The organism is Paenibacillus sp. S150 (assembly GCF_019352175.1).
In the GTDB taxonomy this organism is placed as follows: Bacteria; Bacillota; Bacilli; order Paenibacillales; family Paenibacillaceae; genus Paenibacillus_AQ.
The window spans coordinates 24,159-34,533 of record NZ_JACBYI010000059.1 but is presented as its reverse complement, the minus strand read 5'-3'; the positions used below and the strand labels follow the sequence as shown (position 1 = coordinate 34,533).

7 protein-coding genes are annotated in these 10,375 nt (G+C 56.3%); 4 read left to right on the top strand and 3 right to left on the bottom strand.

Going from position 1 to position 10,375, the window contains the following annotated elements; all coding sequences use genetic code 11:
• Positions 1–191: 191 nt before the first annotated feature.
• Positions 192–404: a hypothetical protein gene (locus HYD27_RS29770; RefSeq protein ID WP_219221378.1), complete on the top strand. Its 213-nt coding sequence runs from the start codon at positions 192–194 to the stop codon at positions 402–404.
• A gap of 196 nt (positions 405–600) precedes the next feature.
• Here HYD27_RS29770 and HYD27_RS29765 read toward each other — a convergent pair whose 3' ends face one another.
• Positions 601–1,194, bottom strand: a complete 594-nt coding sequence (locus HYD27_RS29765; protein ID WP_219221376.1) for a nucleotidyltransferase family protein — start codon at positions 1,192–1,194, stop codon at positions 601–603.
• A gap of 204 nt (positions 1,195–1,398) precedes the next feature.
• Here HYD27_RS29765 and HYD27_RS29760 point away from each other — a divergent pair, with 204 nt between their 5' ends.
• From HYD27_RS29760 to HYD27_RS29750, 3 genes are all read left to right on the top strand, one after another.
• Entirely contained in the window at positions 1,399–3,060 is a 1,662-nt protein-coding gene (locus HYD27_RS29760; protein WP_219221374.1) for a sensor histidine kinase, read from the top strand.
• Positions 3,057–3,785 carry a LytR/AlgR family response regulator transcription factor gene (locus HYD27_RS29755; protein ID WP_219221372.1) on the top strand — a complete coding sequence of 243 codons (729 nt, stop codon included), beginning with the start codon at positions 3,057–3,059 and terminating at the stop codon, positions 3,783–3,785. The genes HYD27_RS29760 and HYD27_RS29755 overlap by 4 nt, the downstream gene beginning before the upstream one ends.
• Before the next feature lie 122 nt (positions 3,786–3,907).
• Positions 3,908–5,218 carry an L-lactate MFS transporter gene (locus HYD27_RS29750; RefSeq protein WP_219221370.1) on the top strand — a complete coding sequence of 437 codons (1,311 nt, stop codon included), beginning with the start codon at positions 3,908–3,910 and terminating at the stop codon, positions 5,216–5,218.
• A gap of 677 nt (positions 5,219–5,895) precedes the next feature.
• On the opposite strand, the gene odhB is transcribed toward HYD27_RS29750, so the two are convergent.
• Together odhB and HYD27_RS29740 are read right to left on the bottom strand one after the other, a co-directional pair.
• A complete protein-coding gene (gene odhB / locus HYD27_RS29745) occupies positions 5,896–7,197 on the bottom strand; it encodes a 2-oxoglutarate dehydrogenase complex dihydrolipoyllysine-residue succinyltransferase (protein ID WP_219221367.1) in 1,302 nt (433 codons plus the stop codon).
• 49 nt (positions 7,198–7,246) lie between these two features.
• Positions 7,247–10,117, bottom strand: a complete 2,871-nt coding sequence (locus HYD27_RS29740; RefSeq protein ID WP_219221365.1) for a 2-oxoglutarate dehydrogenase E1 component — start codon at positions 10,115–10,117, stop codon at positions 7,247–7,249.
• Positions 10,118–10,375: the final 258 nt, after the last annotated feature.

Below are 10,375 nucleotides of genomic sequence, written 5' to 3'. Positions count from 1 at the left end.
ACCTGCTTTTCGTGTTTAACCACGTAGTGACTTGACATAACAATCCTTGTTCAGGTAACTTATACAGCAAGAGATCTCCTTTCGTGGGTGTCGTTACAACTTCTACGATACAGGAATCTCTTTTTTTGTGCACTTTTTAGATTTCCATAGAATGTAAGCTTCTTTGCAAGATTACTGGCCGTCAGGCTGGATTGCTCCGAAATAACGGCAGAAATGCCGTTGTTGGAGCCCGTCAGGCCAGATTGCCCGGAAATAACGGCAAAAATGCCGTTGTTGAAGCCCGTCAGGCTGGATTGCCCGGAAATAACGGCAGAAATGCCGTTGTTGGAGCCTGTCTGGCCGGCTCACTCAGAGATAACGGCAGAAATGCCGTTGTTGAAGCCGAGCAACTGGCTAATAGCTGAAGCGCTCAAGTTCCCCTCCATCGTTACGGGCGGGCTTGCTTACACAGCAATGGCACAAAGCTCTTCCCCTGCAAGGAAGTCGCTTCCCATTAGTCCTTGTGATTCGCAAGGCAGTGCAAATGGACCGAAGCGCTTTGATTTGCCTCATTTTCCTTTAGAATTCTAACAGAGGGGAAAGAACTTCTGAACCGTTGTACTAGTCTTCCCGTACAGACAAGACCTGCAGCTGCTTCCAGACAGCCTGCCAGTTTTTCTTCGCGACCCGTTCCTCATAGACAGGATGCAGCTTCCGGTTGGCCTTGAAGTGCGGCGATGCCCGGACGATCATGCCGATTGCATCAGATACCCCATGGGGTGCGGATAGCTTAAGCTCTCCGTATCCGTCCATTGCAAGGCCAAGCGCAGCAGCGGTCTCGGGAAATTTGGACATGCCGTCCGTGGAGGAGGAATAAGGGACGAGGCCGTTAACCGTGTGCATCCTCGCTTGATTTTTCACCGACCAGGGGACAGAAGGGTCTGCTTTTCTTAGCCGCGACTCCCAGGTCTTCTCCACCTCTTCCCGGATATCGTCCGGGTCGTAATAGATCACATCCACATCGGCCAAGGGTGTTCTTTGTGTGAAGCCGTGCTGCATATCCCAGACCTTGGAGCGAACGAATCCGGCGCAGACCCAGGAGTCCGGCAGCTGCAGCTCCCTCACAGCCGCCAGAATACTCATCATCCAGCTGTCGTCCTTCACAGCCCGCAGCAGGTCTTCTTCATTATGTATCCGCAGCGTTGGCACCTCCATATCATCAACACCTCCAAAAGAAAGTTCAAGCTACCGTAATACTCTGGTTTCAGTCACGCAGGTTCTCTTATTATAAGGCTGAATGACAGGGATGGATATCATAAGAAATATTGTAAAAGAAATTGCAGGAACGGCGGACTGATTGCTAATCCGGAACAGCACATCATATAATGGACCGGTAGATTGACCTTTGGAGGCGCAGCAATGCAAATGAATCTGACCATCCTGCTGCAGCTGCTGGAGCGGGCGGCGCTGCTGTTCATGAGCCTGTTCGTGCTGACGCGGCTGCCGCGGTTTAAAGAGATTTTTGTCAAAGGAGCTTATGCACCCCAGGAGCTGGCGGTGGTAACTGTGGTTTTCAGTCTGTTCGCCATCTTTGGGACCTACTCGGGCATTAATGTCGAGGGATCGCTGGTGAATGTGCGGATCATTGCCATTGTGGCAGGCGGGATTCTGTTCGGCCCGTGGGTGGGGCTGATTACCGGCATCATTTCCGGGGTTCACCGCTTCCTGATCGACATTGGCGGAGTTACGTCGGTGCCCTGCCTGATTACAAGCATTACAGCGGGGATTGTCTCGGGGATAATTTACCGCCGTACCTCGGCGGAGCGCCGCTGGATCGCGGGCATCGTGGCCGGGATGGCCTGTGAAGCGCTGACGATGGTGCTGATTCTGGTGATGGCCAATCCTGTGTCCTTAGGGGCGGACATTGTTTCGAAGATTGCTTTTCCGATGATTGTCGGGCAGGTCAGTGTCGGTCTGATTGTCCTGCTCATTCAGAGCGTGGAGGGGGAGAAGGAGCGGATTGCCGCGAAGCAGTCCAAGCTGGCCCTGGATATTGCCAATAAGACCCTCCCGTATTTCCGCAACATCAATCCCCAGTCGCTGCGCATCATTTGCGAGATTATCAAGGAGGACATCGGAGCGGATGCGGTCGCCATTACCGATACGCGCCATATCCGCGCCTATGTTGGCGTTGGGGAGGAATATTATGCGGAAACGGATGAGATTATCAGCGAAGAGACGAAGAAAACCCTCAGCAGCGGCGAGATTACGATCCGCGATGACGACACCGAATACATGAACCGGGCGATCCGCTCGCTGATCATTATTCCGCTTAAGGAGAAGGGTGAGATCACGGGAGCGCTCAAGATTTATTACACCAAAGCCCACAAAATCACCTATTCCCTGCAGGCAATGGCGGTCGGGCTGTCGCAGATCATCTCTACATTGATGGAGGTGTCGCGGGTCGAGGGCATCAAGGAGATGGCCAACAAGGCGGAGCTGAAGGCGCTGCAGACGAGCATCAATCCCCATTTTCTGTTCAATGCGCTGAACGCGATTATCTCTTCCATCCGCATTGACCCGGATAAGGCGCGGGAGCTGATCGTCAATTTGTCGGGTTATATGCGGTACAATCTGGAGCTGACCGATGAGTTCATCGGGATCCGGCGCGAGCTGCAGCAGGTCCGGCAGTATGTGGAGATTGAAAAAGCCCGCTTCGGCAGCCGCCTGGCTGTAGAGTATGATATTGACGAGGCGGAGGTGCGGATTCCCAGTCTGATCATTCAGCCGCTGGTGGAGAACGCGATTGTCCATGGCATCCTGAAGGTGAAGGGGACGGGCATTGTAACCATTTCGGTAAAAGATCTGGGAGACGCGGTGCGGATTGGCATTACCGATACCGGGGCAGGCATCAGCAGGGAGACGATTGAGAAGGTCTACAGCGGAGATATGCCGGATAACAAAATCGGGCTGTACAACGTGCATCAGCGGGTGAAGCTGATTTACGGCGAGGGTCTGACGATCCGCCGGCTGGATAGAGGGACGGAAATCTATTTTGACGTTACAAAGGAGCAGCGATGAGAGCGATAATTGTAGAGGATGAAGTGCTGGCAAGAAGCGAGCTTGCCTTTCTGATCGGAGCGCACAGCGCCATAAGGATTGACGCCGAGTTCGAGGATGGACTGGATGCGCTGAAGTATCTGCAGACGGAGGAAGTGGATGTGATTTTTCTGGATATCAACATCCCTTCCATTGACGGTGTGCTGCTCGCCCAGAATATCAGCCGGTTCTCGGTCAAGCCCTACATCGTATTCATTACCGCCTATAAAGAGCATGCCGCCGAGGCCTTCGAGATTGAAGCGTTTGACTATATTCTGAAGCCCTACAGCGAGACGCGGATCAAGGCAATGCTCAGCAAGATGGAGGGGGCATTTGCGGCGCGCGGCCGCCGTGGGGAGGGGGAGCATGTGAAGGTCAGCGGCAAGGTCAATCTGTGGAAAAATGAGAAAATCATCGTCGTTGATGCCAATGAGATCTATTATGCTTCGGCGCAGGAGAAAACGACGGATGTGGTCACCAAAGAGGAGACGTACAGCATGGCTCTCAGCATCAGTGAATTTCACAGCCGCCTGCCGCAGGACCGCTTCTTCCGCTGCCACCGGTCGTATCTCGTGAATCTGTCTAAGATCAAGGAAATCATCCCCTGGTTCAACAATACCTATCTGCTGCGGCTGCACGATCTGGGCTTTGAAGTGCCGGTCAGCCGCAGCAAGGGGAAGGAATTCAGGCAGATTATGCGCCTCTAACGGCAGTTCATTCCCCGTTTGCGTCATCTCATTCCGGATTTCTCTCAAGAAAGCGCATTTTCGCTACAATGAAAAGGCAAAGAAGGCCTTGGAGCGACAATAGAGAGAAAGAAGGAATAGCCATGACTACGACTACGCCAAGCAGCAAGCGGTGGCTCATCGTGCTGGGTACTGTAATTATGCAAATGGGACTGGGCACGATTTATACATGGAGCCTGTTCAATGCGCAGCTTGTCAGCAAATTTGGCTTTGAGCTCAGCTCTGTTTCGATAACTTTTTCCATTACAAGCTTTGCCCTTGCCTTTGCGACTCTGTTCGCGGGGAAACTGCAGGACCGCTTCGGGCTCCGCAGACTGACCGCTGCCGCAGGGATTATGCTTGGGCTTGGCCTGATCTTAAGTTCGCAGGCCAGCTCCCTTCCGATGTTTTATCTGCTGGCCGGCGTAGTTGTAGGGTATGCAGACGGAACGGCTTACCTCACATCGCTGTCCAATCTGATTAAATGGTTCCCGAAGAACAAAGGATTAATCTCCGGCGTGTCTGTCGGTGCTTACGGAACAGGAAGCCTCATCTTCAAATATATCAACGGCAGCCTGATTGAATCGGCAGGCGTATCGGATACCTTCCTATATTGGGGCCTTATGGTCATGGCAATGATCGTGACCGGCTCGCTGCTGGTCAGGGAAGCTCCGGCGGCTGCTCCGGCACAAGCGGCGGACAAAGGAACAACGCCGCTGCCGCAGCGGTCTGCCGCACCGGATGCAGCCGCAGCCGGGACAGAAGCGGCAAGCGGAATGCCTGCTGCGCCCAAAGACTATACCGTCAAAGAGATGCTGCGCACGAAGGAAGCCTATCTGCTGTTCGCAATCTTCTTCACCGCCTGCATGAGCGGCCTCTACCTGATCGGTATCGTCAAGGATATCGGTGTGCAGCTGGCGGGTCTGGATATCGCGGCAGCGGCCAATGCCGTAGCTATGATCGCTATCTTCAATACCGCGGGACGCCTGATTCTGGGGGCCTTGTCCGACCGGATGAGCCGCTTGAAGCTGGTCAGCGCCACACTGCTGGCCACCGCCGCAGCGATGCTGACCCTCAGCTTCGCAACCTTGAACTATGGCCTGTTCTTCGCTTGTGTGGCTGCGATTGCTTTCTGCTTCGGGGGCAACATTACGGTGTTCCCGGCGATTGTCAGCGATTTCTTCGGCCTGAAGAACCACAGCAAGAACTATGGCATTGTCTACCAGGGCTTCGGCATCGGCGCGCTGGCCGGCTCGTTCATCGCCGCGTTTCTCGGCGGGTTTAAGCCTACCTTCATTGTCATTGGCCTCTTATGCCTGCTGGCCTGCCTGCTGGCGGTTTCCCTGAAGCCTCCGGTGCAGAAGCAGGCGCTGAAAAAGGGAATGAGCCTGAAGCCCTCGCGGCACACGGCTTGAGCCATATATAACACGCTGTCGGCTTATTAAGATTACAGACAAAGAAATATCTGACGAAAAAGAGATATCCATGCCCTCCGTGCAAACGGGCGGCGGATATCTCTTTTTTGAAAGATAAAAATTTATATGTTTCACGCTATCCATTATCCTTCTATTTCTCGCTGAAACACCCCGTCCCTTATAAGGACGGCGTAGCCGTTTCTACTTGCTGGTTTTATAGGAGATAAACTTGTGGGCTTGAGCGCAGTTGCGATGAGCTAAGTGGAAATTCTGCCACTACCCAGCCCCCCATTCGACTCTTGTAAAACATTAGGTGGAAAAAGTAAAACTAATTAAGCCGATTGGCCCGATATGTAGCCGGTTTGGTCGAATTAGGTGTAGAAAATGCAACTAAATGCCGCTGTTAGGCGAATGGCACTGAATTAGGTGTACAAAATCCACTTGGCCTGTGCGGGATTTGATATTTGGCCTTTGGCGGGTTGCAGGTTGCGTTGAAGAGCTGGGCGGAGCGGACAAGGATTGGATTGTGCTATAAAAGAGGCACCGGCAAGAACGCCGTAGCGGTCCTGACGGTGCCTCTGTAGATGTGCGTGCAATAGCTGCTCTGTTCCAAGGTCCCCAAGCAAAGGCGGAACCTGTCAGTACGGCGGAGGTGTGTTCCTGCCTTGCAGGCAGACTTACCCTTCCAGCAGCAGCGCTTCGGGGTCTTCAAGCAGCTCCTTGACCTTGACGAGGAAGCTTACCGCTTCCGAGCCGTCCACGATGCGGTGATCATAGGACAGCGCGATGTACATCATCGGGCGGTTGGCGCTTCGTTCTTCGTCCAGGGCGATTGGACGGAGCTGGATCTTGTGCATGCCCAGAATGCCGACCTGCGGCGTATTGAGGATCGGTGTTGACATGAGCGAGCCGAACACTCCGCCATTGGTGATGGTGAAGGTGCCGCCCTGCAGCTCCGGAAGGCTGAGCGTGTTGGTGCGTGCCTTGGAGGCCAGCTCGCCGATCCGCCGCTCGATTTCCGGGAAGCTCAGCCGGTCCGCATCACGGACAACCGGCACTACGAGGCCTTCCTTGGCAGATACGGCGATGCCAATGTCGTAGTACTTCTTAATCAGGAGATCCTCACCGTCGATCTCGGCATTCAGCAGCGGATAGGCCTTGAGCGCGCCGATCACCGCCTTGGTGAAGAAGGACATGAAGCCGAGGCCGACATCATGCTTCTCTTTGAAGGCATCCTTGCGGCGCTTGCGGATGTCGAGGATCGCCGTCATGTCCACCTCGTTGAAGGTGGTCAGCATCGCTGCGGTCTGCTGCGCCTCCACCAGGCGGCTGGCTATGGTCAGCCGTCTGCGCGACATGCGCTTGCGCTCCACGGCTTTGCCGTCCCCCTGCGGTGCAGCGCCTGCCGCCGCAGGCTTCAGCGGCGACGGCTTTACCGTCGCCGGAGCGCTCGGCGCAGCGGCCTCCGGCCCGGCTGCGCCATGGCCCTTCACATCGGCCGCAGCGATCCGGCCGATGGGGTCACGGGCGCTGACCTCGCCGAGGTCGATGCCCCGCTCCCGCGCAAGCTTGCGCGCCCCCGGCGAAGCCAGGGCCGCAGTGCCCGCCGCCGCTCCTGCGGTTGCAGCGGGCGCGGCCGGCGCTGCAGCCTGCGGTACGGCGGCGACCGGCGCTTCGCTGTCTGCCGCCGGGGCTTCCGGCTTGCTGTCAGCGGCCTGAGGCGCCGCGGCGCCTGCCGTGCCGGCGCCGCTGCCGATGATGCCGATCGCCTCGCCGACGGCCACGTTCTCGCCGGCCTGGCGCAGGATGGAGGAGATGACGCCATCCTCCTCCGCACTGATCTCCAGATTGACCTTGTCAGTCTCCAGCTCTGCCAGCACATCCCCCTGGCCGACAGTGTCGCCTTCCTTCACCAGCCATTTGTAGATCGTTCCTTCGGAAATGGATTCGCCCAAATCGGGTACTTTAATTTCGGACACTGGCCGTTACCTCCCCAAATAGAATAGTTTACGTTATTGTGACACCGTCCTAGCGGGAGGACGGTACAGCCGCTTGTACTTGCGAATTTAATTTCAGGGCTTCTGTAACTATACGACGCTGTTCAAAAGCATGCACGTCAGCATAACCGCTTGCCGGGCTGGAACGCTCCGGACGGCCGATGTACTGCACGCTGACGCTCTGCGGGGCAACGGCGCGCAGCCGGGGCTCGGCGTAGCTCCAGCCGCCCATGTTCTTCGGTTCTTCCTGTACCCAGATGATTTCCTCCAGGGAGCGGAAGGTGCTGAGATGCGCCGCCAGTTCCCGTTCCGGGAACGGATAGAGCTGCTCCAGCCGGAGGATATGCAGCCAGGACCAGTCTTTACCCTTGGCGGCTTCCAGCTCTGTTTGCAGATCAAGGGTCACCTTGCCGCTGCAAACTACCAGCCGCTTGATCTCACCCGGGCTGCCGCCAAGAAGCGGCTCAGGCAGGACGGGCTGGAAGCTTCCCGAAGCCAGCTCGGCTCCGGCGGAGGTGCTGCGCGGGTTGCGGATCAGGCTCTTCGGGGCCATGATCACAAGCGGCCGCGCGTCAGCTTTGCCGCACAAGGCTGCCTGGCGGCGCAGCAGATGGAAATACTGCGCCGCAGAGCTGAGGTTCGCCACGGTCCAGTTCTCCTCTGCGGAGAGCTGCAAATACCGTTCCAGCCTTCCGCTGGAGTGCTCAGGACCCTGCCCCTCATAGCCATGCGGCAGCAGAATCGTCAGATTGCTGCGCTGTGTCCACTTGGCGCGTCCGGCAGCGATGAACTGGTCAATAATGACCTGCGCAGCATTGGCGAAATCCCCGTACTGCGCTTCCCAGATCACGAAGGTTTCCGGGGCGAACACATTATAGCCGTATTCGTAGCCCAGGACCGAGGCTTCCGAGAGCGGGCTGTTATAGACGCCGAACGAAGCCTTGGAACCGCTGAGCTGGTGCAGCGGGGAGAACAGTCCGCCTGTCTCGCTGTCGTGCAGCACCAGATGGCGGTGGGCGAAGGTACCGCGCTGGGAATCCTGGCCGCTCAGGCGGATCGGCGTGCCGTCCTTCAGAATGGTGGCGAACGCCAGCGTTTCGGCCAGTGCCCAGTCCACGCGTTCACCGTCATTCAGCGCATCCTTGCGGCGCTGCAGAATCCGCTCCAGCTTCGGATAGACCTTGAAGCCGTCCGGCACCGTCAGCAGCTCGCGGTTGACCTGCTGCAGCTGCTCCAGCTGAACGGCTGTGGACGGCGGCTGGGAGGTCTCCGTCTCCACAGGCACGGAGGTCTTCGCCTCGCCGCTCTTGTGTTTGCCATCCTTCATCAGGTCAAAGGCTTGCTGCAGCACCTTCTCGGCGTCAATGTTCATCCGATTGACATCATCCGCAGCGATGATTTTTTCCCGCTGCAGGCGCTCTGCATAGATACGGTACACGGTCGGGTGCTTGCGCACTCTGCCGTATACAACCGGTTGGGTCGTTTCCGGATCATCCATTTCATTATGGCCATGGCGGCGGTAGCCGATCAGATCAATCAGAAAATCCTTCTTGAACAGATTGCGGTAAGCGCAGGCCAGGCGGACGGCGGCAATGCAGGCCTCGGGATCATCGGCATTCACGTGGACGACGGGAATCTCATAGCCTTTGGCAAGGTCGCTGGCATAGTGGGTCGAGCGGGAATCTTCACTTTCGGTTGTGAAGCCGATCCGGTTATTGACGATAATATGCACCGTGCCCCCGTTGGAGTACCCTTTCAGCTTGCCGATGTTGAGCGTTTCTGCAACAATGCCTTCCCCCGGAAAAGCGGCATCCCCGTGCATCAGCACAGCCATGGCCTTGTTTGTGTCGAGCTGCGGCAATCCCGGTGAATTCCGGTCCTCCTGGGCAGCGCGTGTGAAGCCTTCGACGACCGGGTTGACGAATTCCAAATGGCTCGGGTTATTGGCCAGTGTAATGCGGGTGCGGACGGTCTCGCCCTCGCGTACAGCGCGGTCAGCGCCCAGATGGTATTTCACATCGCCGGTCCAGCCGTAGTTGATGCCCATGGAGCCTTCGGAAGGGAACAGCTCCTTGTTCGGGGAATGATGAAATTCCGAGAAAATAATATCATAAGGCTTGCCGAGAATATGGGCCAGCACGTTCAGGCGTCCGCGGTGGGCCATGCCCATCAGGATATGCTCGGCACCATCATGTGCGGCGGCGCGGACAATCTCATCCAGCATGGGCACCAGCGCATCATTGCCTTCCAGGCTGAAGCGTTTCTGGCCGACAAAGGTCTTATGCAGGAAGGTCTCGAATTGCTCCACCTGGATCAGGCGGTTCAGCAGCTCCTTGCGCTCGGTGTTGTTCAGGGGGGCGGGAGAGCTTGTAGACTCCGCCTGGCCGTTCAGCCAGCGCAGCTCCCCCTCATCATGGACATGCCCGAATTCATAGGCGATAGTCTGCGTATAAGCCTGGCGCATCCGGTGGACAGCATCCCAGGCGGTATGAACATCCGGCGGGGAGTTCTCCCAGATCAGCGAGGCGGGCATGGCAATCAGGTCCTCGCGGGTCAGATCATAGGTTTCATAATCCAGCCATTTTGCCATGGGGTTGTTCCCCTGCTCAAGCGGATCGATGCTGGCCGCCATATGGCCATATATACGAATATTGGCGATTAGCTTGGAGGCTCTTACGGCCTTTTTGAGCCACTCTGTATCTCCCGAAAGAACAGGCTGGGAGGGCTGTACAGAATCCGGAGCGAGCGGAGGAGGGCCGGAAACGGTGAACAGCTCGCGGTAATGATGCTCTACTGAAGAGGGATCTTTAACGAATTGCTCATATTTCTCTTGAATATAGCCCAAATTGGGGCCGTGATACTTACTCCAAATGGATTCGTTATAGGGCTCTTTGACTGCCATGAATACATCCTCCTAACGGATGAACCCCACGTGCCGCATTAGGCGCGGCGATAGTGGAGCTGCGATGTTTACGGTTTCATTCCTCATCTTATTGTGCTACTTTCAAGACGTGTAATCAATTCATACTTTCGGGGAATCCGTTCGCAAAACGGCATGATTCAGTCCGCAAATGATAAAGAACGGATATCGGTTGCCGGAGGGGCGTTTGAACGGCAGCCTCCAGTAACAATTACCCACATATGAGCAGGGTGTATTCAT